This window comes from Limnothrix redekei LRLZ20PSL1, assembly GCF_043235035.1.
In the GTDB taxonomy this organism is placed as follows: domain Bacteria; phylum Cyanobacteriota; class Cyanobacteriia; order CACIAM-69d; family CACIAM-69d; genus CACIAM-69d.
On the sequence record NZ_JAZAQF010000006.1, the window covers coordinates 109,428 to 135,690 of the forward strand.

General features: G+C 54.9%; 20 protein-coding genes and 1 tRNA gene. 16 read left to right on the forward strand and 5 right to left on the reverse strand.

The genetic code is table 11. The features are described from left to right. Positions 1-80 precede the first annotated feature (80 nt). The 6 genes from VPK24_RS01415 (at position 81) to VPK24_RS01440 (ending at position 8,294) form a co-directional block, all read left to right on the forward strand. Positions 81-2,606 (forward strand): TonB-dependent siderophore receptor, encoded by a 2,526-nt coding sequence (locus VPK24_RS01415; RefSeq protein ID WP_393010053.1) that lies wholly within the window; start codon positions 81-83, stop codon positions 2,604-2,606. A gap of 115 nt (positions 2,607-2,721) precedes the next feature. Continuing rightward, complete coding sequence (locus VPK24_RS01420; RefSeq protein WP_393010055.1) at positions 2,722-3,471, forward strand: hypothetical protein; 750 nt, start codon at positions 2,722-2,724, stop codon at positions 3,469-3,471. Between the two features lie 45 nt (positions 3,472-3,516). Further along, on the forward strand, positions 3,517-4,647 hold the full coding sequence (locus VPK24_RS01425) for a PepSY-associated TM helix domain-containing protein (RefSeq protein ID WP_393010057.1): 1,131 nt from the start codon (positions 3,517-3,519) through the stop codon (positions 4,645-4,647). Positions 4,648-4,769: 122 nt separating this feature from the next. Further along, complete coding sequence (locus VPK24_RS01430; protein WP_393010059.1) at positions 4,770-5,957, forward strand: AI-2E family transporter; 1,188 nt, start codon at positions 4,770-4,772, stop codon at positions 5,955-5,957. A 179-nt stretch (positions 5,958-6,136) separates the two neighbouring features. Next, positions 6,137-6,739, forward strand: a complete 603-nt coding sequence (locus tag VPK24_RS01435) for a cysteine hydrolase family protein (RefSeq protein WP_393010061.1) — start codon at positions 6,137-6,139, stop codon at positions 6,737-6,739. Between the two features lie 133 nt (positions 6,740-6,872). Beyond that, a complete protein-coding gene (locus VPK24_RS01440) occupies positions 6,873-8,294 on the forward strand; it encodes a PAS domain-containing sensor histidine kinase (protein ID WP_393010063.1) in 1,422 nt (473 codons plus the stop codon). A 10-nt stretch (positions 8,295-8,304) separates the two neighbouring features. Here the strand turns inward: VPK24_RS01440 and VPK24_RS01445 are convergent, their stop codons facing one another. Together VPK24_RS01445 and VPK24_RS01450 are read right to left on the reverse strand one after the other, a co-directional pair. Next, entirely contained in the window at positions 8,305-9,204 is a 900-nt protein-coding gene (locus VPK24_RS01445; RefSeq protein ID WP_393010065.1) for a carbonic anhydrase, read from the reverse strand. A 35-nt stretch (positions 9,205-9,239) separates the two neighbouring features. Then, positions 9,240-11,651 (reverse strand): ribonuclease R family protein, encoded by a 2,412-nt coding sequence (locus tag VPK24_RS01450; RefSeq protein WP_393010067.1) that lies wholly within the window; start codon positions 11,649-11,651, stop codon positions 9,240-9,242. Between the two features lie 492 nt (positions 11,652-12,143). Here VPK24_RS01450 and VPK24_RS01455 point away from each other — a divergent pair, with 492 nt between their 5' ends. From VPK24_RS01455 to rppA, 8 genes are all read left to right on the forward strand, one after another. Continuing rightward, complete coding sequence (locus tag VPK24_RS01455) at positions 12,144-12,980, forward strand: hypothetical protein (protein WP_393010069.1); 837 nt, start codon at positions 12,144-12,146, stop codon at positions 12,978-12,980. A 102-nt stretch (positions 12,981-13,082) separates the two neighbouring features. Continuing rightward, positions 13,083-14,759 carry a glycosyltransferase family 39 protein gene (locus tag VPK24_RS01460; RefSeq protein WP_393010071.1) on the forward strand — a complete coding sequence of 559 codons (1,677 nt, stop codon included), beginning with the start codon at positions 13,083-13,085 and terminating at the stop codon, positions 14,757-14,759. Between the two features lie 325 nt (positions 14,760-15,084). Next, positions 15,085-16,608 (forward strand): glycosyltransferase family 39 protein, encoded by a 1,524-nt coding sequence (locus VPK24_RS01465; RefSeq protein ID WP_393010073.1) that lies wholly within the window; start codon positions 15,085-15,087, stop codon positions 16,606-16,608. A gap of 287 nt (positions 16,609-16,895) precedes the next feature. Beyond that, positions 16,896-17,300 (forward strand): cupin domain-containing protein, encoded by a 405-nt coding sequence (locus VPK24_RS01470; protein ID WP_393010134.1) that lies wholly within the window; start codon positions 16,896-16,898, stop codon positions 17,298-17,300. Between the two features lie 131 nt (positions 17,301-17,431). Next, positions 17,432-18,283 carry a heme ABC exporter ATP-binding protein CcmA gene (ccmA, locus tag VPK24_RS01475; protein WP_190355889.1) on the forward strand — a complete coding sequence of 284 codons (852 nt, stop codon included), beginning with the start codon at positions 17,432-17,434 and terminating at the stop codon, positions 18,281-18,283. A gap of 115 nt (positions 18,284-18,398) precedes the next feature. Continuing rightward, positions 18,399-19,163 (forward strand): carbohydrate ABC transporter permease, encoded by a 765-nt coding sequence (locus VPK24_RS01480; protein WP_370567673.1) that lies wholly within the window; start codon positions 18,399-18,401, stop codon positions 19,161-19,163. A gap of 223 nt (positions 19,164-19,386) precedes the next feature. Then, the gene (locus VPK24_RS01485) at positions 19,387-20,289 is read left to right on the forward strand and encodes a Tab2/Atab2 family RNA-binding protein (RefSeq protein ID WP_393010136.1); all 903 of its coding nucleotides are present in this window, start codon (positions 19,387-19,389) and stop codon (positions 20,287-20,289) included. A gap of 662 nt (positions 20,290-20,951) precedes the next feature. After that, on the forward strand, positions 20,952-21,722 hold the full coding sequence (gene rppA, locus VPK24_RS01490) for a two-component system response regulator RppA (protein WP_393010075.1): 771 nt from the start codon (positions 20,952-20,954) through the stop codon (positions 21,720-21,722). A 308-nt stretch (positions 21,723-22,030) separates the two neighbouring features. Here rppA and VPK24_RS01495 read toward each other — a convergent pair whose 3' ends face one another. Continuing rightward, positions 22,031-22,483: a hypothetical protein gene (locus tag VPK24_RS01495; protein WP_099531653.1), complete on the reverse strand. Its 453-nt coding sequence runs from the start codon at positions 22,481-22,483 to the stop codon at positions 22,031-22,033. Positions 22,484-23,025: 542 nt separating this feature from the next. On the opposite strand from VPK24_RS01495, the gene cobS reads away from it, so the two are divergent. Next, a complete protein-coding gene (cobS, locus tag VPK24_RS01500; RefSeq protein WP_190526867.1) occupies positions 23,026-23,946 on the forward strand; it encodes an adenosylcobinamide-GDP ribazoletransferase in 921 nt (306 codons plus the stop codon). A 91-nt stretch (positions 23,947-24,037) separates the two neighbouring features. Here cobS and VPK24_RS01505 read toward each other — a convergent pair whose 3' ends face one another. Next, positions 24,038-24,493, reverse strand: coding sequence for a DUF4359 domain-containing protein (locus VPK24_RS01505; RefSeq protein WP_393010078.1), 456 nt, complete (start codon positions 24,491-24,493; stop codon positions 24,038-24,040). Between the two features lie 145 nt (positions 24,494-24,638). On the opposite strand from VPK24_RS01505, the gene VPK24_RS01510 reads away from it, so the two are divergent. Next, a tRNA-His gene (locus VPK24_RS01510) sits at positions 24,639-24,711 on the forward strand. Positions 24,712-24,895: 184 nt separating this feature from the next. Here VPK24_RS01510 and VPK24_RS01515 read toward each other — a convergent pair. After that, positions 24,896-25,954, reverse strand: coding sequence for an N-acetylmuramoyl-L-alanine amidase (locus tag VPK24_RS01515; protein WP_242026216.1), 1,059 nt, complete (start codon positions 25,952-25,954; stop codon positions 24,896-24,898). Between the last annotated feature and the right edge of the window lie 309 nt (positions 25,955-26,263).

The window sequence follows — 26,263 nt, forward strand, 5'->3', positions numbered from 1 at the left end:
AAATAACTCTCTGCTTGATTGAGGTCAATTTGCAAACAATCACCCTTAATTGCTAATTGGATTCCTTTAGGAAACGTCCCATGAACTCTGCATCTCCCCTGTCTTTGTCGGTTTTGTTGGTGGCGATCGGGGCGCTGGCTGCTCCCGCTGGGGCTGAATCAGTGCCACCGGAGCCACTCGATCGATTCCGCAGCAACGCCCCCGCCACGTCGGTGGAGTCCTGGCTGGCCCAAGCCGATCGCCCGGCCACTGTCACCCGCGTGGTGGTCACGCCCCTGCCCGACGAGCTGGAAATTGCCCTGGAAACCCCGGCCGGTCAGTCCTTGTTGATTGATGCGAACCAATTTCGCGCTGAGGGAAATCAACTGATCGCCGAGATCAGCAATGCCAGCTTGGCGCTACCGGAGGGGGCAGAGTTCACCCAAGCCGACCCCACCGCTGAAGTGGCCTCGGTGCGGGTTTGGCAGATTGCGCCCGATCGAATCCAAGTGGTGGTCACGGGTCGCAACGGCTTGCCCACCCAGGACGTGACCTTGGCCACGGGTGACTTGGCCTACAGCCTGAACGTGGATGCTGATGTGCCCGAAGAAGAATTGGTGGTGACGGGGCAGCGATCGCCCAGTTACCGAGTTCCCAACGCCTCCAGCGCCACCGGCACAGATACGCCGATTCTGGAAACGCCTTTCTCAGTGCAGGTGATTCCCCAAGCCGTCCTGCGCGATCAGCAGGTGATCAACGTTGAAGACGCGCTCACCAATGTCAGTGGCGTGTCCTATGCCGGGAGCAACAGCGGTCGGGAAGCGACGGTGAGCATTCGCGGATTTGGTAACCAATATCCCGCCACCGTATCGATTTTGCGCGACGGCTATCGGCTTTATGGTTCTTTTCAAGCCATTCCTGAAGTAGCCAATCTTGAACAAATTGAAGTGTTGAAGGGGCCCGCTTCGATTTTGTATGGGCAAATTGAACCGGGCGGCATTATCAACCTGGTATCCAAACAACCCCTAGCTGAGCCTTTTTACGAAGTTGAGCTGCAAGGCGGTACTAATGAGTTGGTGCGTCCTCGGATTGACTTTGGGGGGCCTCTGACTGCGGATGGCAGCTTGCGCTATCGACTGAATAGCGTTTATCAGCACCAAGCACCTTTTCGGGACTTTGAAACTGATACCAATCGCTTTTCGATCGCGCCTGCTCTGGCTTGGAAGATCAGCGACCAAACGGATTTATCGCTCAACCTTGAATACATTCACCAAAAAGGGCCATCAGACTTTGGACTGAGCCGATTTGAAGATGGGGTTGCGCCAGTCGATCGCGAGTTGATTATTACGGATCCCGAGGACTCGATTACAACAGACTATTTCAGCACCGGTTATCAATTCGAGCATCGTTTTAGCGATAACTGGAAAATTCGCAACGGCTTCCGCTACATCAGCTATGACTATGACTACAGCGTGGTGGCGCTGCCGCTGACTGCCAACGGCCCCAGGGTCACTCGCTTCTATGCTGACCAAGATGGTGAGGATAAATCCTACACCTTACAAACCAGTCTTGTGGGTAATTTCAAAACAGGATCAATCGCCCACCAAGCCACCATTGGTCTTGATCTAAATCATAGCGAGTCACGAATTGCAACGGTTTTTGATCGCTCAAAACCGTCAATCATCAACATTTTTGACCGCAATTATGATGCGGTGGTTCGTCCCGATCGATCCTCATTGCCACCGTTCAATGATGACCTGACCACGGCCAATCGTCTCGGATTTTATCTTCAAGACCAGATTAACCTCACCGATAATCTGATCGTGGTGGCTGGTCTGCGCTATGACACGATCGGCATTGAAACAGAAGATCAATTGGGTCGCCGAGAGGGCAACAATACCGAACTCAGCTCTTGGACACCTCGCCTCGGAATTCTGTATCGCCCCATTCCCGAACTATCACTATTTGCCAACTATTCGCAGTCATTTCGCCCCACAACTTCGACCGGTGCGGATGGTTCAATCTTGAAGCCTGAAGAAGGTGAAGGATTTGAAGTGGGCGTGAAGGCTGAATTGTTCGATCGCCGCCTCCTGGCTACCCTCACCTACTTTGACATCACCAAGCAAAATGTGCCGGTGACTGATCCTGATAATCTCCTCTTTTCGGTTTCTTCAGGAGAGCAACGCAATCGCGGCCTTGAATTTGACTTGATTGGTGAACTGTTGCCCGGCTGGAAGATTTTGGGATCCTACGCCTATATCGACAGCGAAGTGACTGAGGATACCAACGAGTCTTTGATTGGGAATCGGCTGTATGGCATTCCTGAGCACAAAGCCACCCTTTGGACAACCTATGAAATTCAGTCTGGTTCTCTCAAGGGATTGGGCTTTGGGGTGGGTTTTGAATATGCGAGCGATCGCTACGGCAACCTCGCCAACGACTACAAAATTGGGGACTATTTCATCGGCAATGCTGCCATTTTCTATCAGCGAGATAATTATCGTTTCGCCTTGAATTTCCGGAATTTCACCGATGAAACCTACATCAAATCCACGGTAGGCAGCAATACCGGTCTAGAAGTGGGCACACCTTTCACGGTCACTGGATCGGCTTCCATTCGGTTCTAGTTTTGGGTCTCAACTTTGGGGTTGATTGCGGTTTTGCCATCGCCCCTTTGCCAGTCAGCATCCATGCTTGAACCCGCATTTCAACCACGACTCAAAACGTTCTTTAAACCCAACCATGATCATGCATAAAACCTACGCGATCGCCCTGCTGAGTCTGAGTTTGATCACCGCTTGCCAATCAGGATCAACTAACCAATCCACGGTCAGCAATAACGCACCAGAAACCACCCCCAGCAGCAGCCCGATCGCCTCGGTTGAGCCGAGTGCCAAGCATTTTGATGAAGCCCTTTATGCGTTGGCCTATCCCGAAGTCAACGAACAAGTCAAAGCCGGGAAATTTGCTTCCCCACTCGCCCATTATCAAGCGGTTGGACAGTCTGGAAAAGATGCCAACGGCGAGGCGATCGCGGGCTTTTTTATGGGCACAGGCGGCAACGACACCATTTCTGGATTTGGCCATCACCCTCATATCTCAGGAGTGGCGTTCGAGATTGTGGCTGACAAGGGCGGTGAGTTGCCCATTCGCCCCAAAACTTTGGGCCAAGGGGAGGTCGATCGCCTGGTGGGTCAACCCGGCTCCGAGGATGAATTTATTGTGGGCAGTTTGATCACCCCAGCTAATCCCAAGTCTGCGCCTTTCTATGTGGGTAAGGGGGATGCAGATTACGCCCAAATTGATAATTTCAAACCCGGCGAGGACACGATTTTGCTGGCAGGGAAGCCGGAAGATTACAGTCTAAAATCCCAGGATAAAACCCTGCGCATTTCAACTAAAAGTGGCGATTTGGTGGCGATCGTGCAAGGGGTTGATCGCCTCACGGTGGGTGATGTTGTGGCCGATTACGGCATTTTCATCCTCAAGTAGATTTGCAAAATTGGTTTTTCAACCGGATTGGAATCCGAGAGGACTATGCAAGCTCACCAGATTCGATCGATCCTGTTTCCGCTGCATCGCTACTTGGGCTTAGTTGTTGGGTTGATTCTGATCGTTGTGGGGGTGACGGGGAGCCTGTTGGTGTTTTCCCATGAGTTGCAAGATCGGCTGATTGTTGAAAAATTCGGCGCGATCGCCCCCCAAGAAACCCTCGTCAGCATTGACCAAGTATCCAATGCTGCCCAAACCTTTGCTCAACAGTTATCGGGTTCCATGGTTGAGGGTATTTTGTTTCCTCAACATCCTGACCAGCCTTACCAAGTTCGTCTTTGGCAGAGCGATCAGCTCATTCAACTTTTTATTCATCCCTACAACGGAAAGGTGCTAGGAACCCTATCCGCACAAGATAACTGGATGAATTGGACTTTCCGGCTGCATTATCAGTTGTTGTCCGGCACAACGGGGCTGATTATTGTTGGCATTTCAGGGTTTTTTATGACCATTTTGGGGATTACTGGCATTGCACTTTGGCCCGGTTGGCGACGGTTGGCAGCGGGTTTCAAAATTAAGTGGAATGCGCACCCGAAGCGACTGAATTTTGATCTTCACAAGGTTGTGGGTATCGTTGCTGCTGTTTTTTTAGTGCTGACCGGATTCACGGGGTTTTGTTGGAATTTCTATGCCCAATCAACGGCGGTGATCAAAGCAATTACCTTCACCCCTGCGGAGCCGGTTTGGCAATCCAAGGTGTTGCCCAATCAAAAATCCTTGCCTTTGTCGGAACTGTTGGCGCGATCGAACCAAGCATTACCCGGAGCTGCCACAACGTTTATCGCACTGCCCAGAACGCCGGATGGGGTGGTGCGAATTGGCAAGCGCCAAACCCACGAACCCAGTTCCTACGGCCAGAGCAATGTGATTCTGGATGCTTACAGCGGTCAGGTGCTGCGGGCGAATGACAGTCGGCAGGCAGCGTTAGGCGATCGAATCTTGAACAGCTTCGGGCCGCTGCACTTTGGCACCTTTGGCGGTTTGTGGACACGCTGGCTCTATGTGTTGGTGGGCCTGTCCCCGATCGCCCTGTTTTGGACGGGTGCGAAGATGTGGCAACATCGCAAGCGATCGCCCGCCATGGCAACCCTCCCGAGCGATCACCCTAGCCCTTGACCCCCATCCACCGCCCCGATCGCCCCCTTTGCAAAAGTTTTGTCCTAGAGAAGGGTTGCTTCCCGCCCAAGTTGGCGATAATGGGAAAACCATTGCTAACTCAGCGCAGGAGCCGCGCCCGCATGAGCAACACTGAGCCACTTCCCGCAAGCAAGCTGGTTCAATGGTGGGAATCGCTCTCGCCGCTATCACGGTTTCTATTCTTTGCCCTGGCTGCTCCCCTGACCGTGCTCAATGCCTGGGCCTTGGCCACGATTTTTGGCTACTTCCAATCGTTGCTGGGGGTGCTGTTGGTCACAGCCTTGCTGGCCTTTTTGCTGAACTATCCTGTGAACTGGCTAGCGGCCAAAGGGGTGAAGCGAGGGCTGGCCGCCGTAGTGGTGTTTTTGGTGGCCCTGTCGATCGTCATTGGCGTGGGCGTGACCCTGGTTCCGCTGGTGGTGGCCCAGGCGCAACAATTGGTGGCGCGGCTGCCGGAATGGATCGACTCGGGCCAGCGCCAACTCATGATGCTGAATGAGCGAGCCGACTTGTTTGGTTTGCCCATCAGCTTAGATGGGGTGATTTCCCAACTCAACGATCGCCTCAAAACCGAACTCCAAAGCATTGCCGGTCGCACCCTCAACTTGGCCTTAAATGTCACGGTGGTGACGGTGGTTCGGTTGTTGGACGTGGTGTTAACCATCGTCCTCACCTTCTATTTGCTGCAACACAGCGAAGAAATTTGGGAGAGCTTGATTGCTTGGCTACCCGATCGGGTTCAGCAGCCCTTTTCCCGCACCCTGCGATCGAGCTTCCAAAACTACTTCATTGGGCAAATCCTCACGGCCACCTGCTTGGGCCTGGGGCTAACCACCATGTTTGTGTTGCTCAAAATTCCCTTTGGCCTGCTCTTTGGCCTAACCATTGGGTTGATGGCCCTGGTTCCCTTTGGTGGCTCCGTGGGCATTGGCACAGTCATCTCCCTGATTGCTCTCCAGGATATTGGACTGGCCCTGCAAGCCTTGGCCGCAGCCCTGATTGTGCAGCAAGTGGTGGAAAACCTGGTCGCTCCTCGAGTGCTGGGTAGCGTGACGGGCCTGAATCCCTTTTGGGTGTTTGTGGCCATCCTAACCGGTGTGCGTGTGGGCGGCCTGTTGGGCGTAGTGGTGGCCGTGCCCATGGCTGTGTTGCTCAAGGAAGCCTTGGCGAATTTGCGGGCCCAAGATCCCACCCCCGGGGCTGTGAAATCTCTGTCCGAAGTGGAACCGGAATCACCATCTGTGGGTATTGCGGCGGCGGCTTCTTCCCCGGTTACGGAATGCGATTGATGCTTTTGATGAATTCATCATTTCTCATGTCAAAAACATCAATTTCAGTTGCTTTTAAATCAATAATTTTGAGTGCCATTCAATAGCATCAATCGTGAATAAGTCGGGTAGGCGAATTTGCTTGCTCTCTCAAGATTGAGATCGTAAAACTGAACAGAAGACCCATAGCCAAGCTTGTTATGTCCTGTGCAGTGGCCCTGATCTTGATTGGGTTCCAAAACGACTATTTTGCTGCCGATGGGATCCTGCGGTCTGTGATTGACCAGGCTGTCCCAGTCGATCGCATCTTGGACAGTACGGTGCAAGTGGTGCGCGGGGCGATCGCCCATGGAGTTCCCACCATTGCGACCCCAATTTTTTTCACCCCCACCTATGAAGAATTGCTGGATCCCGTTGGTATCCTGAAAACCGTCCGTGATGTGGGAGCCTTCCAAGCAGGGCAAAAAGGTGCAGAAATGGTTGAGGCCCTCCTGCCCTTTCACGATCAAATTTGGGTTGTGCCCGGAAAGCGAGGTTTAAATGCCTTCACGGGCACCTCGTTGCATGAGCTGCTGCAAGAACATCAGATCGCTCATATTGTGCTTGCCGGTGCGGTCACGTCCGTTTGCATTGACTCCACCGGTCGGGCTGCCCACGAAAAGGGCTATCGCGTGTCAGTTTTGGCCGATTGCACCTGCGCCAGAACCCAATTTGAGCAGGAATTTTACTTAGAAAATGTGTTTCCCCTGTATGCCAATGTAATTTCCGCTGAGTGCTTTCTTAAGTCTTTGGCGGATGTCTGAAAAGTGTTTTGAAATACCGAGTTAAGGGCTAGTAGTTGGCGAAGGGGCTGAAGCATCCTAGGTTCGTCGGTGACTGGAGCTTGCAGAGTATCCATTTGGGCTTTTCAGACATCCTCTTAGGTAAAACAGAATAATGACTGATTTTAGTAAAAGTGATGAGCTAAACACCCAAATTCAATACCGACTCATTGAAAGACTCGCGGAATCAGAGCGCCGCTATCGAACCTTAGTGGAAAACCTGAGTGAAATTGTTTTTAAGGTTGATCATTTGGGTCAAATTACCTTTTTAAATCCAGCTTGGACGAAGATTCTCGGCTTTCCGATTGATTTGTGCTTAGGCAAACCCTTGACTCAGTTTATGGATGAAACTGAGCAAGCGGACTGGCAAATGATGATGGCTGACTTGGATCATTGTGCCACTTTGCGACAGGAGCTTCACTTTCGAGACCACACTCAGCAAACAGTTTGGCTAAAAATTGCGATTCAGCCCCGTGGTGAAGATGGTGAGTTTTCAGGATCTTTAACGGATGTGACCGATCGCCACCAGGCTGAACAATTGCTGCAACGGATGAACACAGAACTCGAAAAGCGGGTTTCCCAACGAACGCAAGCTCTGAATGTAGCTAATCAAAAGTTACAAGCCACAATCGAGCGGCTTCAACAGGCCCAATGCGAGCTAGTGCAGTCTGAAAAAATGTCGGGTTTGGTACAGCTTGTGGCTGGAGTTGCCCATGAAATTAATAATCCAGTGAACTTTATTCACGGAAATTTGGAATATTTAGAAGAATATCTGCAAATGCTGATTCAATCCTTGGAGGCTTATCAAGCCCGTGACTTGGAGACGGCTGCTACGATTCCATTGCCCACCGAAACTATTGATTTAGAATTTTTGAAAGAGGACTCTCAAAAAATTATCAACTCAATGCGAACGGGGACTCATCGGATTCGGCAAATTGTCTTGGATTTACGAAATTTCTCACGAATTGATGAATCCGAGCTAAAAACCATCAGTGTGCATGAGGATATTGATGGAATTCTGAAAATCTTAAGCTATCAACTGAAAGCCAAGTTGCAATCAATTTCTATTTCCAAGTATTACGGACAATTGCCTTTGATTGAATGCTATCCTCGATATTTAAATCAAGCATTAATGAGTATTTTAGAAAATGCGATCGATGCGATCGGGGAGGCTGTTAAAAAAGTAGATTCTAAAATTATTATGCCTAGTAGCTCCACTTATTTTGGAACAATTGAAATTAGTACCTTCGTTGTGGATAGTCAATGGATTGCGATTGAAATTTCTGATAATGGCATCGGAATTCCGTTACTAATTCAGAGCAAGATTTTCAATCCTTTTTTCACAACCAAGGATGTGGGTAAAGGGACTGGGATGGGACTAGCCATCAGCTATCAAATTATTACGGAAAAACATCGAGGAAAACTCAGCTTTCGATCGCAATACGGCCAGGGCACAACTTTCACGATCCAAATTCCAATTCAGCAAACCAATTTGGCGGATTCGCCCGCGCAGGAGTCGGCGAATTCCCAACGCTAGAACGTTCGGCCTAGGCTTTGGGGGTGGCAAGCTGGGCCTGGAGGGGGCGGGCGTTGGTTCCCAATCGGGTTTGCAACTCGGTGAGCAGGGCGGGGGCGATCGCCTGGGGTTCTGGAAACAGCAGCCAAGTCACCCCTTCGGAACAGGGGGGCGTGGTGAGGGAGCCTTGATAGTGGTAGAGCAATCGGGGGATGGGGGGCAACAGGTCGGCGGGGTTTCCTTGCCAAGTGCGATCGAAGCTGGTTCCGAGGGTGATCGGCGCGCGGGCTAATAAGTCTTGCAACAGTTGGGGGGCGGCTCGATCGAGCTGGGAAGCGGCAGCCTGGGTTGGCGCGGCCGTTAACCAAAGGCCCAACACCAACAGGGATCCGGCCCGATCGCGATGAACAAAATGCACTTCTGCGGGAAAGGTGCGGCCGGCGCGGTGATGCTCGCTGGGGTGGTGAAAGTGGAATTGCAAGAGGTCATGGGGTCGATCGCCCAGATGCAGGGTGCAAGTGCCGGGCGGGCAATCCACAAAGATTGATCGCCCCGTGTTGCGAGCCGTTAGGGGTACGGATTGGTAAGCCAACCGCAAATCCACGGGCCCAAGCTGTTTCTGGGCAGCCAGATCGATCGGGGATTGGCGCTGACCGAGGCCACAGGTCGCAAAGGCAGGATCCAGCTCGCTCCAGTGGTTGGGGCCGGTGGGGCCGTCATAGCTCCAACGGGTGGCGGCCCGAACGGGGCGATCGCCAAATCCCGCCCAACCCCCAAGGGCCCCGCCCAGCGCGAGGGATCCTTGCCATAACCACTGACGACGTTTCATGGCTTGCTCTTGAATTCTGAATGGCCCGATTTCTAGTTCCTGATTCCCAATGTTCAGGAACCAACGTTCAGGAAGCAGTTCCCAATCAAAAGGAGCGATCACCGGGGCGATCGCTCCTTCTAGGATAGGTAGCGGATCTAGTCGTCGTCGAACTCGTCGAGGGGCGCTTCCAAATCGTCCGGCTCGTGGAGATCCACAAGATCCGATTCTTCCGGCTCCTCAGCCCCGTAGCCAAAGGTCAGATCCGAATCATCGGCTTCGTCCTCATCGTCCACCAGCGCATCAAAGTTGGACTCGGCCCCGCCACTGACGGCCACCAAATCAATCTGTTGGCGGTAGTAGTCCACGCCGCGCACTTCCACTTCCACACGGCCCCCGAGGGCGTATTGGCGGCGGCTCTTGCGACCAATCAACATTTGCTGGCGCGATCGATACTCGTACCAGTCGTCCTTGAGGGAGGACACATGCACCAGCCCTTCAATGCCCAAGGCCTCTAGTTCCACAAAGAAGCCGTAGGACTGCACGCCCACGATCGGGCCGCTGAAGGTTTCGCCAATTCGGGCCCGCATGGCGGCGGTTTTGCGGAGGCCGTGGCTGTCGGCGGCGGCTTCTTGGATCAATCGTTCCCGATCGCTCAGCAGCCAGGCCGCGCTGGTGATCGAGGCTTCCAACTCCTGTTGATCTTCCGTGGGCAACAGGTTCCAGCCGATCGCCCCATGGCAAGAACTGTGGTGCAAATTCACGCCTTCTTTGCTGCGGGCCGTGCGTCGATCGCGCCCCTTGGCAAAGAGGGTGTTCAAGCTCCGTTGCACCAACAGGTCTCCGTAATGGCGAGTGGGCGCATTGAGGGTGGTGTAAACCGGCAGGGCCAAGCCAAAGTGGGAGCGGGGTTCGTGACTGTAGGCGGCTGGCTTCAGGGCTTCCACCAACAGACGATTCAGGATTTTACGGGTGTCGCCGTCGGTGGCCTGTTGCAGCCACTGTTGCACATCGCGGGGGGTCACTTGATCCGGCTGCTCCAGGGTCAGCTCCAAGCCCAGGTTGCCGGCCAACCGCAGGGTTTCCTGCACATCCCCGGGACTGGGGGCTGCTTGCACTCGGTAGAGCGTGGGCACTTGCAGGGCTTGCAGATGGCTGGCCACCACGGCATTGGCGGCGATCGTCACTTCCGCTAACAGGACACGGGCCGTGGGGGCAATTCCGATCGGGGCGATCGGCGCACCGGGCACATCCTCGCGATCGAACGAGGTCAGCCCTCGGTAACCGCTCAGGTCAAACCCGCCTCGGCTGAGCCGCTGTCCCCGCAGGGCCGCCGCCAGGGTTTTCAGTTGGGTCAACAAATCCCCGATCGCGGGGGCTTGGGGCAACTCCGGATCCGCCTGGTTGCCGTCCAAGAACGCATCGAGCTGGGCTTCCGTCAGGGTGGCATCGGCCCGCACCACGCTGGGATGAATTTCAAACTCCAGCAATTCACCCTGATCATTAAAGGTCAGCAGCACGGAAGTGGCCAGGCGATCGCACCCTAGACCCAAGGAACCATGGCGTGCGTAAAGATCCGCCGGGAACAGCGGCAACCATTGGGCCCCCAAGTCGGCCGCCACACCCCGCCGCCGGGCTTCGCGATCGAGCGGTGAATCCGGGTCCACATAGTGAGCCACATCGGGCACATGCAGCCCCAACCGCATATGGCCCGCCGGGTTGGTTTCCAAGGTAATGGCACGATCCATCACCGGGGGCAACTCGCCGGCCGTGGCGGTCACCGTTGCCACCGTCAGCAGCGATCGCAAATCCAACCGTCCCTGAATTTCGCTCGCCTTCAAGCTGTTCGCCGGAGCCGGTAACGCCGCCGCTGCCGCCAAGACCTCCTCCGGGAAGCTTTCATGTAGCCCATACTTACAGACCACAATGTCGGCCGGAGCCGCCGCGTCCGCATCGGCCCCCAACACCTTGATCACGCGGCCCAAGGGGGGCAACTGCCCGATCGGGTAACGGACAATTTCCACGCTGACTAGGTAGTTGACGATCGCGTCCAAGTCCACCCCGCTGGTGTCCAGCTCCACCCGGAACAGCAATCGATCGTCCAAAGGGGCCGCCCGAAAAATTCCGTCCTCGCCCTTTTCCACCCGGGCCAACAGAGACGAATTAGCCCGATCGAGCACCAGCTCCACATGGCCCTCAGGACTGCGCCGCCGACTGCGACCGCCACCCTCCTTGATCACCTTCACCAACACCCGATCGCCATTCCAGGCATTATTCAGGTGACATTCCCGCACATAGACATCTTCCGCGTCGTCGTCATCCTGAATGGCAAAGCAAAATCCCTTACTGGAGCAGCGCAGCTTGGCCTCAAACATGCCCTCCTGTTCCAACCGGCGATAGCGACCGCGCTCCTTATTCAAGATCCCCAACTTTTCCAGTGCGTCCAGGGCAATCTGAAGCTGGCGATTGCCGCGTCCTTCGCGAGTGCCCAACTTTTGTTCAAGAACCTTTGGCGTGAGCGACTTTTCTGAGGTAAAGCTCGCGAGTAGGGAAGCGATCGAAAATTCCATGAAGCGCGTCAACCTCCGGGCACAGAGAATGGGATGGGGCGAATGAGGCGCGAGCGACAGCCATCACAGTGCTGCGAACAGCATTGTTGAATGCCATGAACATTAACCGTACTGACGACGATCCCTATGCCTCTGGAGCGTTGCTGGTCGGGGCCCGTCGCATCGATCGGGCGGGAAATCCACAAGCGTCACTCGAGCTAGGGCCGGAAGGGTTCCGCATTGGGTGCTGCAAGATCTTGAACCGGCAAGATCGAAGTTGCAGCGTTGTGGCATTGGGAGGGGGGTGGTCGATGGGAACCCTCGTCCAAAGACACTCCAAACACCAAATCAATGCAAGAACACACTGGAGGGAGCGGCTGCGCTCGGGCCCATCTACGCTAGAGCGTGGCGTGCACCTTGTCAATCATTGACACGCAGGTTACCCTAGCCGCACGATCGCCGCCATCCCCCCGTTTGCTCAACCCGCCCACCTAACCGAGATCGGTTTGTGCCATGTTTGCCGAATTCCGTGCCCGTTATCCCAACGGCAGCCTCACATCCGAAATCATTGAAGTGAATCAGGGAAAGTTTATTGTGCGGGCGGCCGTCACCCTGGAAGGCACGGTGTTGGCCACGGGGTTTGGCGCTTCGGAGCAACTGGAGGAAGCTGAAGATCGGGCCCGGTTGCGGGCCTTGGAAGCGGTGGGTTTGTTTTTGGAACCGGCCGATCGGGGGCAGGCCCAACTGATCAGCAGCACCCCCACTTACCAACTTCCGGCCGCCCTGTCCGTGGTGACCCCAATTGCAGCCCCAATCTCGACCCCGATTCCGGCTCCCCTGGCCGCGCCGATGGTTGATGTGGTTGATGACCGATTTGATGATCGATCGCCCGATCGATTTGACAGTCGATCGGGCATGGATCCAACCCTGAATCCAACCCTGAATCCAGCCCTGGCATCCACATCGCCCGGCTATGACGATCTCTACGAGGTTGAGCATGGGGCGAGCGACCCTTTGCCCACCATGGAGCCAGAATGGCCCCCAGAACCGGAACCAGAGCCAGCCCCGGCTCCCGCCCCCAAGCGATCGCGCCGCGCCGCCAGCCCGCCTGCGCCCACCCCTACCCCCGTGCCCGCACCGGCCCCTGCGCCCGCGCCTGCTCCCACGGACTTATCCGACGCGATCGCCCAAACAGATGTGCTGATGAAGCGTTTGGGCTGGAACAAGCAACAGGGCGTGGAATATTTACAAATGGCCTTTGGTAAGCGCACCCGGGCCCAACTGACCGATCGGGAACTGTTGCAGTTTTTGCAGCACCTGCAAACCCTAGCCGACGACCCGGACTTTTAGCGCCCGGCTGGCAAGGCTTGGGGCCCAAGGGCCATGAGCTATAACCAGAAAACTGGCGAGACATCGACAACGCCATGACCCAGAAACCATGACCCAGAAACCATGACCGATCGAGCAATGCGAGCACCACGTTGGTTGGTTTGGGGATCGATTGGGCTAATCACCATTGGCTGCCTACTGCGATTTTCCGGTCTAGGCCATTTCCTGCCTTGGTATGACGAACTGGCGACATTGCAGCACATCGCCGTCCAATCGGAATTGGATCTCACCCAACTGTGGCAGGGGCGCGAACAGGTTTTGGCCGACCTATGGCACAGCCTATCGACAAAACCCCAAAAGACCACCTGGGATATGGTCACATCCCTCGCCACCCATGATGCCCATCACCCGCCCCTGTATTACCTGTTTGTGCGCGTCTGGGCCGACTGGTTTGGCAACACGATCGTCAGCCTCCGCACCGCCACGGCGATCATGGGGGTGATCCTGCTGGCCAGTGTTTTTTGGCTCCTGCGGCAACTGAGCCAGCGTCCCAGCCTGCCTTGGGTGGGCACGGTGTTGGTGGCCCTGTCTCCCTTGCAAATTCTCTATGCCCAGGAGGCAAGGGAATACGTGATCTGGCTGATTTTTTTTGTGCTGTCCAGCGGATTTTTAGCCCGATCGCTACGTCATTCCACTTGGCCCCACTGGCTGCTGTATGGGATTACCCTCACCCTGAACTGGTATAGCCATTTGCTGGGGGGATTCGTGCTGTTGGGCCATGGTCTTTGGGTTGGGGTTTGGCTGTGGCGATCGGGCGATCGAAACTGGCGACGGGCAATCCCTTGGGCGATCGCCGCCATTGGAACCCTGCTGGCCATTTCCCCTTGGATTTGGGTGCTTTATCGAGTCCAAACCCAATCAGCCGCCTCCCTGGCCTGGCTCAGTCAGGCGGGGCCCCCAGGAATTCACCGTTGGGCAGCCCTGCGGGCCTTTGCCGCCACCCTGTGGGATAACCAACCGAATCTTTGGGCTTCCTTCCCAACGGCGACCGATGTTCCCTGCCTGATGGTGACCCTGTGGATGATTGTGGCCTTGGTGGGATGTTGGCGATCGGGAGAACCCTTGCTCAAGGGGTTTGTTTTAGGTGCAGTGGCCCCGTTCCTCTTGCTGGTCTGGCTGCCTGCGATTGTGATGGATCGAACGATGGCTTCCATCATTCGCTACCAGTTCCCCTTGCTTTTGGGAATGCAAGTGGTGTTGGCCAACTGGATTGTCACGACCTGTGAGCAAATCACCCCGAAGCCTGTCCAAGAATGGCCCCAGCCCCTATCGTTCTATTTATTCCGCTGGCGCTGGATGCCTCACTGTTTTGCGGCGCTATTGGCGATTTTGCTGGTGGTTGCTAACCTAAACGCCGCTAGAGCACGCTCCTGGCAATTGTCCTGGTGGAGCAAGGGGGGAACCGTTTCTGTCGAAATCGCCAAAGCCCTGAAAGAAATTGATCGCCCCCTGTTGGTGATGACCGATATCCCTGGGTATTCCCTTTCTGCTTTGGCCTTGAGCCACGCCAGCGATCGCCTGAAATCTCGCGGTGTTACTGTTTGGCTGGCTCCCAGTTTTCAAGGCTTGAACTGGCCCGATCGCCCCAACACTTTTGTGTTTAGTCCATCCCCCGATCTCCGCCAGGCGATCGAGCAGCGGGGTCAGCGGTTGATTCCCTTCGGAACTAGTTGGTGGAATTTGTGGCGATTGCAATCCGCCATGCCCGATCGCCCCGCGCCCGATCGTCCCTCAACTTAGCCACCGCTGATCGCTTTTCTAGAGCGAACAACATGGATTTCTTGTGTAGATCTTTCGCACCGAACTGGCTCAAATTGGGCCCATGATTCATAGGCTATAACCAGAAAAATGGCGAAAGATTGACAAAAACATGGCTGATCCAAACGCACGAGCACCACGTTGGCTAGTTTGGGGGTCGATCGGACTAATCACCATTGGTTGCTTGCTGCGATTTTCTAATCTAGGACAGTTCCTCCCTTGGTACGACGAATTTTCGACCCTGCGGCATATTGCGAACCAGACGGATCCTGAACTCCTTCAACAATGGGGAGGCCGCGAGCAGGTCATGGCCGATCTCTGGCGCAGTCTTGCTGCAAAACCGGGCAAAACGGCTTGGGATACGGTTCAGTCTTTGGCTGCCGCCAATGCCCATCACCCACCCCTCTATTACTTGCTAGCCCGAGGCTGGGCCCACTGGTTTGGGAACAACATTGTCAGCCTCCGCACGATGACGGCTCTGATGGGAGTTGCGTTGTTGCCCAGTGTGTTTTGGCTCTTACGCCAATTGAGCGATCGCCCTAGTTTGCCTTGGATTGGTACGGTGTTGGTGGCTCTGTCACCGCTACAAATTCTCTATGCCCAAGAGGCGCGAGAATATGCCATTTGGCTGGTTTTTGTGGTGCTTTCCAGTGGATTTTTAGCCCGATCGCTGCGTAATTCTGCGCAAAAGTCTGCGCAAAAGTCTGCGCAAAAGTCCACTGGAGTTCACTGGTTGCTGTATGGCATCACCCTCACCCTCAATTGGTACAGCCACTTGCTTGGGGGGTTGGTGTTGCTGGGCCATGGCCTTTGGGTTGGGGTTTGGTGGTGGCGATCGGGCGATCGGCATTGGCGACGGGTTATCCCTTGGGCGATCGCGGTGAGTGGAACCCTTTTGGCCATGTCCCCTTGGCTATGGACACTGTTTCAAGTGCGAGAGGGGGCTGTGATATCTCTGGAGTGGTTGAATCAAACCTACCAACCCGGGATGCAGCGTTGGTCGGCCATGCGTGCGTTCGCGGCCACCCTGTGGGATAACCAGCCGAATATTTGGATCCCAACTTCCAGGGTTGTGGATCCAATTCGACTAGGGGTCTTGGTGTTGTCTGTGGGGGCGCTGGTGCATTGTGGGCGATCGAGCGAACCAATGGTTAAGCGATTTGTCTTTAGTACCATTGCCCCGTTTTTCCTGTTGCTTTGGTTGCCAGCCATCGTGATGGATCGCGCCATGGCGACTATCATTCGCTATCAATTGCCGCTGATCATTGGTGTTCAAGTGGCCTTAGCCGATTGGATTGCCACGCTTTGCGATCGGATCCCTCCCAAGCCTGGTCAGGAATGGCCCCAACCCCAACCTTTGTGGTTCTATCTCTGCCGTTGGCGTTGGATGCCTCAACTTGTTGCGAGTAGCTTGGCGATTTTGTTGGTCGTGGCTAACTTGAATGCGGCAAAAGCCCGCTCCTGGCAATTATTCTGGTGGAACAAGGGGGGGCCGGGTTGGGTGGAAGTTGCCAAGGCCTTGAAAGAGGTCGATCGCCCGTTAATCGTGATGACAGCGGTTCCTGGCTATTCTTCCTCGGCCCTGTCTTTGAGTTATGCCAGCGATCGCCTGAAGGCTCGTAACATCACTTTTTGGTTAGCTCCCAGCATTCAAAACTTGAACTGGCCCGATCGCCCCAATACCTTTGTGCTTGTTCCTGGCAAGAAACTGCCCAACGCGATCGAGCAGCGGGGTCAGCGGTTGGTTCCCTTTGGGGCCAGTTGGTGGCATCTGTGGCGTTTGGAATCCTCAACCCCTGCTCGCCCCGCGCCCGATCGTCCCTCAACTTAGCCACTAGCCACTGTCGATCGCTTTAATCGTTTTGATTGCTGCGCTGAATTTGCTGGGCTGGTCTCGCTCAATCTGTTCAAATGCAACCCGTTCAAATGCAACCCGTTCAAACCGGCCGAGCCGGCTTCGGAACTATGGATCAATCAGGGATGCCCGTTACCGCCTCGATCGATTCGTCACCATCGGCCCCTAGGCCCGATCAACGCGATTCGGTGGCTCAGCCCACGCAACCGGAACCGGTCGATCAAGCCATTGATCAAGCCATTGAGCGAACCATTGATCAAGCCATTGACGGTGAAATTGTGACCGTTCGCCCCGACGCGGAAACCCTCACGCGCCAGCGATTGCCCTACTTTGTGGGCATTTCAGAAGCCACCGCAGGATCCCGAGGCATTTCCCTGAACCTGGTGATTATTCCGCCCGGGGGTGCAGCCGAACCCCACTTCCATCGGGACTATGAAACAGCGATTTATCTGCTCCAAGGACGGGTTGAAACTCGCTATGGCAAAGGGCTCAAACAATCGATCATCCATGAAGCGGGCGACTTTATTTTCATTCCCGCTGGCGTTCCCCACCAGCCCCACAACCTCAGCACCAGCGAACCGGCCCAGGCGTTGGTGGCCCGCAATGACCCCAACGAACAGGAAAACGTGGTGCTCTATGACCCGGCGGCGGATCAGGATACGGATTAATTGGCGTTAATTGGCGTTAATGGGAGCCGCCGCCTGTGGAATTCGGAAACCGTTGTTCAACCCAAACAGGTACAGTAGAAGCCAGTGTTACAAAGCTGTTACAGGCTGGGCAATTCACAGGCAAGAAAACAATGGGCGCGGCGGTTTCCCTGCAAAACGTACAAAAAATCTATGGCGATCGCCCCGTGGTGAACGATCTCAGCTTTGAGATTCAAGCGGGAGAAATGTTTGGGCTGCTGGGCCCCAACGGCGCGGGCAAGTCCACCACCATTCGGATGATCACCACCCTCACTCGCCCCACGGCTGGACAAATTCAGGTGGCTGGGTTTGATGTGGCTCGCCAAATGCAGCAGGTGCGGCAACAAATTGGCGTGGTGTTGCAACAAACCAGCGTGGATGGTGATTTAACCGTTTGGGAAAATTTGGAATTCCACGGCCGGCTGCACCACATTCCCGCTAAAGAGCGCCAAGGGCGGATCGATCGCTGGTTGGACTACGTGGAACTGGGCGATCGCCGCGATAGTCTCGTGAAAACCCTGTCGGGCGGGATGAAGCGTCGGTTGCAAATTGCCCGCGCCCTGTTGCATGAGCCGGAAATTTTATTTTTAGATGAGCCAACGGTGGGGTTGGATCCGCAAACGCGCCGCCGTCTGTGGGAAATTATTCGCGACCTCAATCGCGGTGGCATGACGATGCTGCTGACGACGCACTACATGGACGAAGTGGAGTATCTGTGCGATCGCATCGGCATCATGGACGCGGGCCAACTGATTGAGCTGGGAACGCTGCAAGATTTGCGCACCAAACATGGGGAAGGATTGGTCATGAAACAAACGGCCGATCGCTGGGATTACAAATTCTTCCCCACCCTTTTGGAAGCGAATCAATACTTAGATTCCCAGGCGGTAAAAACCGGGTTGATGGTGCGTCCATCGAACCTAGAGGATATCTTTGTGGAGCTGACAGGCCGCCAACTGGATTAACTGGGGGCAACCGCGCATGGAAATTGATCAAACCACTCCCCAGACTTTTGGTTCCAAAGCATCGCCCTGGAAAACCCTGGCTCAATATGTGCTTTTGGGGGCGATCGCCCTGGTGATGTTGTTGCCCTTGCTCTGGCTGATGGGCACATCTTTGAAGTCGCCCACGGAAGATATTTTTTCCTTTCCGCCTCGGCTGATTCCCGCCGCGCCGACCTTGGAAAATTTTGTCAAAGCCTGGACGAGCGCCCCCTTTGCACAATATTTGCTCAACAGCACCCTGGTGGCGGGGTTAACCGTGGCGTTGAACTTATTGATCTGTTCCTTGGCGGCCTATCCTTTGGCGCGGTTGTCGTTTAAGGGGCGGGAATGGATTTTTAGCGCGATCGTGGCCACCATTGCCATTCCCTTCCAAATTGTGATGATTCCGCTCTATATTTTGGCGGTGAATTTAGGGCTGCGAAATAGTTTTATTGGCTTAATTTTCCCGGCGATCGCCTCGGCCTTTGGCATTTTTTTGATGCGCCAGGCCTTTATGGGCGTGCCGAAGGATTTGGAAGAAGCGGCCCGAATTGATGGCTGTTCTGAGTTGGGAATTTGGTGGCATGTGATGTTGCCATCGGTGCGGCCGGCGCTGATTACCCTGGCAATTTTTGTGTTTATTGGGGCTTGGAGCGATTTTCTCTGGCCGCTGCTGATTTTGGATGACCCAAATTACTACACATTGCCGCTGGGGGTGGCGCGGTTGTCGGGCACGTTTTCCCTAGATTGGCGCTTGATTGCGGCGGGTTCGGTCATTTCGATCGCCCCAATTTTGGCTTTCTTTTTGGTGATGCAAAACTACATTGTGCCCAGTGAGACGGGCAGTGGCGTGAAGGGTTAGTCAACGGTTAGGGCTGTTGCCTTGGGTTCAGCCCATGCCGCAAGGGATGATTTCACCCGTTTTTGAGCGATCGCCCGTTTCAACGGAACGGTACAGTTGAGACGGTTTGGAATTTTGGTGTCCTGGGGTTTGGTATGGGGCCGATCGCCTGATCGCCCAGCTTCTGCCCCGGTTGCTGACCAACCGCAAGCCTCAACTTAGCCGTCCGGCAAATTTTTTAGCAATGGCCGTTATCTGGGAACTGGATTTTTACTCGCGTCCGATTTTAGATGCAGACCAAAAAAAGGTTTGGGAAATCTTGATTTGTGAGAGTCCCACTGACTCGCGGGCCGATTGGCAATCCCTGTTTCGCTACAGCAAATATTGCTCCAACAGCGAGGTCAATTCCGTGACCCTGATGCAGGCGATCGAAGAGGCGATCGCCGAGGCAGGCCAGGCCCCCAGCCGGATTCGTTTTTTCCGGCAGGCCATGAAGAACATGATCGTCAAAGCCTGTCAGGATGCGGAGTTGCCCTGTGCCCTCAGCCACCGCACCCACGCCATCAAGGATTGGATTGCCGATCGGCTCGAAACGGTCTATCCCCAAGAGCCGGGCTACCAAGCCACCGCCCAAACGGCAGGCGTGTTCATGCCGCCACCGGCCGCCCAGCCCTTGCCCGATGCGCTGTTGGGGCAAAAGTGGGCCTTTGTTTCCCTGGAAGCGTCGGCCTTTGGCGAGCTGCATGAATGGGCGATCGACTTTGGCGAGGCGTTTCCCTTGTCCATGGTCAATTTAGCGCCCGACACACCTGTTCCTGGGCTGCTGATTTTTTCGCCTCGGGCCATGGCCATCTCCGCTTGGATGTCGGGTTTGGAAATGGGTTTTGTGCGGATTGAACAACAGGTGAAGCCTTCCAGCCTATCGAGCGATCGGGAGGAATTTCCCGATCGGGTGATTTTGGAAACCGGCATTGGTGATGCTTGGGTGCTCTCGACCTTGCCCAATGCGGCCCAAAAAGCCGAGGGACAAACCTTTGAAGCCCAAAAGCAAGGGGCCCAAGGAGTGCATTTTCTGGCGGTGCAAACTAACCCCGATGAGGAGCGCTTTGCGGGCTTTTGGCTCATGCGCGATCGCCGCGACAGCTAAACCCCAAACGCTAAACCTCAAGCTAAATCTCAAGCTCAACCTCAACAGCGCAAGAATCCAAGGCAACTGGGCATCCAACCCAGCGCGATCGCCCCGCAGCCCTCAATCAAAACACGCTCAACCCCCCCAAAAACTATCCGCTCCTACCCGAAACAACGGATAGGAGCGGTCTAGCGGGTTATCAACTTGAAACTCAACTGCCGGGTATTGCGAAAGCTTTAACCGCCCCGTCGAGTGACGTGACCCTTTTTGAAGAGGGAGGGCTTACCTAGGCAACCAGCCCGGTACACAGCCAGTATCCTCCAACTTGAAAACCCTGAGACATACTACTGCTACTACCCATGGGCATCACCTCCTGCTTTATTCAAAGGGCCTCAATCACCTTGAGCCAACTGCTAAAACTTGGACATTGCCCGAAAGCTGAATGCCCGCTGTTTCACGTTAAATGGCGGACTAGGCCTGATTGCCATTCAAGCTAGCACGTTTTTCAGGAAGGCAGCAACCTGGCAAAGCTGATTAACCTAGCAAGCGTTGGCCACTGGCCTTCTTCAGGCAGTGATTTTCAACTGGCAAGTATCAACTGGCAAGCATTAATCGGCAAGTATCAACTGGCAAGCATTAATCGGCAAGTATCAACTGGCAAGCATTAACTGGCAACAACCATGGAACACATCACCCCCATGCCCCCAACCAGCGATCCGAAGGCGGAAATTGCCACAATTTTGCTGGTGGACGATGAGCAAGCGTTGGCCGATCCGCTCAGTCGGCTTTTGACCCGCGAGGGCTACAGCGTTGATGTGGCCAGTGATGGGCAAGCGGGCTATCAACTGGCCAGCCAAAACACCTACGATTTGCTGATTTTGGATTGGATGTTGCCAGAAATCAGCGGGGTAGAAATTTGCCAGCGCCTGCGCCAAAGGGGTCAGGGTGTGCCGGTGTTGTTTTTGACGGCGAAGGACACGATCGACGATCGGGTGGCGGGGTTGGATGCCGGAGCCGATGATTACCTGGTGAAACCCTTTGAGTTGCGGGAGTTGCTGGCGCGGGTGCGGGCCCTGTTGCGACGGCCCCGAACCACCCCGGACGATGCCCCAGAAGCCCCAACAGGAACCGATCGCCCCGGCCGATTGCAGTGGCAGGATCTTGGCCTCGATTGCGATAACCAGTTGGCCTATCGGGGCGATCGGCTAATTGAACTCTCTGACAAGGAAACCTGTCTATTGGAATACCTGATGCGGCATCCGGGACAAGTGCTGACCCATGACCAGATCTATAGCCATTTGTGGCCCACGGGCGATCGCCCCAGCAGCAACGCCCTGGCGGCCCAAATTCGCCTGCTGCGACGCAAGATCGAAGCCGTGGGCGAACCCCCAGTGATTCACAGTGTCTATGGCAAGGGTTATCGGTTCGGCCTCATGACCGGCGACCCCTAAAACCTAACCAGCCCATTTTGCGGCCAGCTCATGACCAGCCCGTTTTGCGGGCAAGCCGCCAAGCCCGGGACACAAGCCCCCCTCGTCCCTGGGATTGGTGCTCTGATTCAACAATTGAGCGGCTCAACTCGGAGACGTTGGTCGTGAAGCGATTGACGCTCCGAGGCCAGGACTCACGCACTAACTCAATCGGTCAGTGGGTTGGAGGCTCATCAATTATGAAGACATGATGAAGACGTAGTTCGAAAAAAATCGAAAATCGGTGTAAAAGCGTTTACTGAAAGGCTGATCTTCTTGATGGATCAACCTCACAGATAAAAACGCTCTTCATCGTCATCGACAGCTTCAAAGTTTCGCAGCAAGACTCGATCGAATACGGCATCAAGGGCCGCATCGTCAAAGTCCGTTGATCGCTGCTCTTGCAACGGATTCGATAGGGGATAGAGCTGTAGTTGTCTACGGTCTTGAACTAAATAGAAATAGGGTTCCAGATCCGTTGTTTGGCCAATTTCTAAATAATCAAAGCTACAAACATTCAGGTAGAGCGTTCGGTTCGCAACCAACGTTGCCTGATGCTCATCGGCAAAGACATCAAGGACGAGACCTTCTCCAGTGCTCGTGGTTGTGCCGTCCTGGATATGCGTGTAGCGCACCCGATTCAGCCCAGCGAGCAGTTTTTGCATATCCTGCTTGTTGGCAATGATGCCACGATCGACAATGCAGGGAGCCGGTAATTGCGTTGTAGATGGACGTTTGTTCATGACAACCCAAGCTGAGGCGCACGCCTAAAGATATCTTGCTCGATCTTATCGGAAGGTCTTCACTTGTGCGCTGAGAAAATTACTGAAGTTGTTGGCTTGAGATTAACTCAGATCGAGAGCGATCGCCAACTGGCAAAAAATCAGGATGATTGAACCGATCGATGGGCCGATCTCCGTATTGCTTCCCCGCGAGAAGCAGCAGCAAAATTGATGCCCAAGAATGATTCGTTTTGCACTGATCGAAAGCCCATCGAAAGCGATCGGAACCGCTCAAACCCAATCTCAAACCAAATCGGAATGATGATTCATCTATTTCGATAGTTTTAATCGAAATGGAACCGTAGTTCTACGGAGAGAGAAAGAAGCAAAAACGCTCAGTAATTTCCAGGGTAACAACTACCAACGGGCCCTTACCACTCACCGAGCGCGTAACCTGATGGACGAGCAGGGGAAATGGCCCATCGTCCCCAGTTTGACTGTCGATTGCTCAAAGCTGGCTCCCAAAGCCGCAGCGGAGTTGAAATGAATGGAGATTGCTCCCTATGACGGAACCCCGACGATCGGCTAACTCGGCAGCTAATTCTTCGTCTAACCCTGTGCCTAACCCTGCGCCTAACCCTGCGCCCAAGTCTTCCTCTAAACCCTCACCGCGCCGATCGCCCCGATCGCCCCGTGACCCTTGGTGGCAACCCTGGCGATCGGCAGGGTTGCACCTGCTGGCGGGGTTGGCGTTTTATACGGTGTTGCCTGTTCCCTGGCAAGGATCCTTGGACTTTCGGGGCATTGCTCGCCTTGCGCCGTTGATTGGGGCGTTTTTGGGTCTGTTGGTGGGTTTGGGGGATGGCGTGTTGGGCTGGGTTGGGGTACCAATCCTGACGCGCAGTGCGATCGCGGTGTTGGGTTGGCTGGCTTTGACGGGAGGGTTGCACCTCGATGGGGCGATCGACACGGCCGACGGGCTGGCGGTGCAAGATCCCCAACGCCGTTTGACCGTGATGGCCGACAGCACCACCGGAGCCTTTGGGGCCATGGCTGCGGCCGCAATTTTGTTGTTAAAAACGGTGGCCCTGGCGGATTTGGCGCAGGCCCGCTGGCTGGTGATTGCGGCGGTGGCGGCCTGGGCCCGCTGGGGGCAGGTGGTGGCCATTTTGTCTTATCCCTACCTACGACCCAAGGGGAAGGGGCGAATGCACAAGGATGCGATTCGATCGCCCTGGAATTTGTTGCCCGGTTGGGCGCTGGCCCTCAGTTTCAGTGCGCTTTATGGGGTGTTGTTTCCGGGCAGTTGGCTGCCAGCGGTGGGGCTGGCCTTGGGAGGCGGGGCGATCGCCCTGCTGACGGGTGCTTGGTTTAACCGACAATTGGGCGGCCAAACGGGCGATACCTACGGGGCGATCGTGGAGTGGACTGAAGCGCTGCTGCTGTGTTTGATGGCCACACTGCAACAGTCTCCCAATGGCTGATGCCCAATGGCTGATAGATATCCAGCGACTGATGCCCAATGGCTAATGGTTCAAAGTTTCAATAGGTTCAAAGTTTCAATGATCGATGCGGTCAAGGTTTGCGGGTTTCGGTGCGATAGGGCAAAATACGCGTCCCGATCGCCAAGCTTTCAGCCTCGTAGCTGGGGAGCTTGTCGCCAAAGGGGGCAGGAACTAACTCCTGAAGGCTCAACTCGGTGCGGTACAGACTGAAGAGCCAAAAATTCTGGCGATCGGTGTTTTGCAAAACTACCTGGCGAATGGCAGGACGCAGTTGGCCCACGGTTCCTTGGCAAGCCGTCTGCAAAAAGCCGGGAGCTTCCTGGCAAGTGCCCTCCTGCACCTCTTGACTGATGTAGTCCGCAGCAAAATCCGCATAGCGATCGGGGTTGGGATTGGTGACGGCCAGACCCGCCCCGATTGTCACAATCACACCGCTAACCACCACAATCGCTTTCACATCCGCCACCTTAAAGAACAATTCAACGGCCGCCGATCCTGAATTCCGTTTTTGAATTCGATCCGTCAATCTGGATGATCTTGGCCCTTGGACTCCATCCTATCGAGCGGCCGTTGCCGGTGCGATCGCCCCCGCCAAAATCAGGCTCCCAAGAAATTTGTCTATAGTGGGTATGCTTTTCAGCACAAAGTTGTTATAATAACCCACTACAGTGGCGAGCGTAGCCAAGGGGTTAAGGCAGCGGATTGTGGTTCCGCCATTCGTGGGTTCAAGTCCCATCGTTCGCCCTCTTCAAAACTCAATATTCAATGTCCCAAATTCTCAAATTCTCGAGAAACCGGATTCTGAGGGTTTGGAAACATTGAAGACAAAGGGGTACATTCCACTCTGTACCCCTTTTTGATTGCCTTTGAATCAGTTGTTGTTGAGCGGTTTGTTTCCCTAAGCTCGTCTGCCCAAGGTTGAGGCTGGCTACTGGGTTGGGCTATTCGGCTCAAAGTCAGAATCCAGGAACAAGCGCGGCGTGAGATCCAGCAGGGGCGGCGGTTCCGGCGTGGGCTTGGGCGGTTCGCTGGCGGTTCCGGTTAGCTCGCGTGCCAGTCGGGTTGCTTCCGCGATCGCCGTTTGGGGCCCGATCGGGGAAATGGGCATGTTGGAATCCTGTTTCCAGGTGGTTTCCATTTCAAAAGTTAAGCGCTGCCCCGCGATCGTCCGCTGTTGAAGTTGGGTTGCCAGTTGTCTCAAGCCGCCTGCTTGTTCGATCGCGCTGGCCAATCGGGGCGAAATTTCAGCCGCACTGTTCAGCAAAATCAAGAAATTGGGCGCAACTTGGGCATTCGGCATCAAAAACAGATAGGTTGGCTCGCTTAGGGCCCGGCTGCGCCCTCCTTCCGAAAAGCTTTGGATCCCATGGCCAACGATTCGCGCCACGTCCAAATCGGGATAGGCATTCAGCAGGGCCCCAATTAAGCGCCCACCGGCCACAATTTGCTCACGACTGGGGCGCTCGCTGTCTGGGTCGTAGTGAAACTCAATCCCGATCGATCGCATATTGATCCAATTCACCGGGCGGTTGGTTTGCGGATCGGGATAGGCTGCCTGCTTCAGGATATGAAAGGCCGTTTTGCTGGGTGGCACAGTCATCAAAATGTCGCCGCGCATCCCCACAATAAAATGGGCGCTGACTTCAGCCGGGTCGTTTTGCCACGATCGCGCCACTTGGGCGATCGAGAGCCGTCGCCCACTCAGGGCCGTGTGGTGAATCACGATCGTATCCACGGGGCGATCGGTCGGGCGATCTTCATAGTCCCGCCGCGACAGAGATCCCGTGGCTAAATAATTAGAAATTGCAAACCCGGGTAACCCAATTTGCTGAGTTGGATCAGCGGTCTTGGCGTATTTCAGGGCCGCTTCGGCCCGGCCATCAGGCGGCAAAACTCCATCGGAAGTAGATGCACCCACCGCAATCAAGAGTGCCGCCGCTAACACCAGCAAACAGTAACGCAGTACCTTGCGCGGATTCGACAGCATAATCACGGGATCTCTAGCGATCGCTGATGTGGAAACAAAATTGGGGTTGGTGGCGGAGCGATCGAGCAAGCTGCCCAAAATCAGCCAAAAGGGTCAAATTTCAAGCAGCAGCCTGGAAGTTTGGCGCAATCTTAGCATCTTGCTTTTGCGAGGGACTGTGGCCAGGCGATCGAAACTGATATTGAAAGCTAAGCGGATGTCCGAGCAGCCAAGATTGTTACCCTGCCGGCCTCATCGATCGTCACAGACAAGGGGCTTAAGCCCCTTGCCCCATGGCTCTTAATGCTTGGCCCTGGCCAAAAGATACTT